Origin of the sequence: Microbacterium sp. BF1, from assembly GCF_019279095.1 — a bacterium.
Lineage (GTDB): Bacteria > Actinomycetota > Actinomycetes > Actinomycetales > Microbacteriaceae > Microbacterium > Microbacterium maritypicum.
Window position 1 is genome coordinate 1 of the sequence record NZ_JAGYWT010000727.1, and the last position, 880, is coordinate 880.

Consider the following 880-nt stretch of genomic DNA (forward strand, 5'->3'; position numbering starts at 1 on the left):
CGAGGCGCTGCTGCACGGCGGCGGGCAGGAGCGCGGACGACGCTCCGGTACCGAGAACGTCGCGGGGGCCGTGGCACTTGCGACGGCTCTGGAGATCGCCGAGCACGAACGCGAGGTGGTCGCCGCGCGCGTCGGCGCGGCGACGAGGCACTTTATCGCCCTGGTCCTCGACAGCATCCCCGAAGCCGTGCTCACCGGTGAAGCCCTGCATCGTCTGCCAGGGACGGCGAGCTTCACCTTCGCTGGCACCAGCGGGGAATCGGTGCTGCTCGAGCTGGAGCGCCGCGGTGTCATCTCGTCGAGCGGATCGGCGTGTGCGGCGGGCAGCGATGAGCCCTCCCATGTGCTCCTCGCCTGCGCCGTGGCGCCCGAGGTGGCGCAGACCGCCGTGCGCTTCACCTTCGGACGCGTTCCGCTGCCCGAAGACGCTCCCGTACGACTGGCCGCGCTCGTCACAGAGTCGGTGCGCGCGGCTCGGGGCTGACACGCGGCCATAGACTCGGCAGGTGACTGCCTCCGCCCCGATCGTGACGCTGATCGTCCCCGGACGCGACATCGCCGCCTTCGCCCCCGCCGCCTTGGACTCTCTGCGCGCGCAGACCGAGTCGCGGTGGCGAGCGATCCTCATCGACGACGGCTCGACCGACGAGACGGGGGCGATCTTCGACGCCGCCGCAGCCGATGACCGTCGGTTCACGTCGATCCGACACGAGGCCTCCCGCGGCCTCGGCGCGGCGCGCAATGTCGGTCTCGATCAGGTCTCCACCCCCTACCTCGGTTTCCTCGACGCGGACGACGAACTGCTGCCGGACGCCCTGGCCCGCCTGACGGGAACGCTCGCGCAGACGGGAAGCGACTTCGTCGCCGGTGCCTACGTGCG

2 protein-coding genes are annotated in these 880 nt (G+C 71.5%); both read left to right on the forward strand.

The features are described from left to right. The coding region (locus KZA10_RS16350) for an aminotransferase class V-fold PLP-dependent enzyme (RefSeq protein WP_218683417.1) at positions 1-484 on the forward strand (484 nt) is incomplete at its 5' end. A gap of 22 nt (positions 485-506) precedes the next feature. Next, positions 507-880: glycosyltransferase family A protein (locus KZA10_RS16355; RefSeq protein WP_218683418.1), on the forward strand; the 374-nt coding region annotated here is incomplete at its 3' end.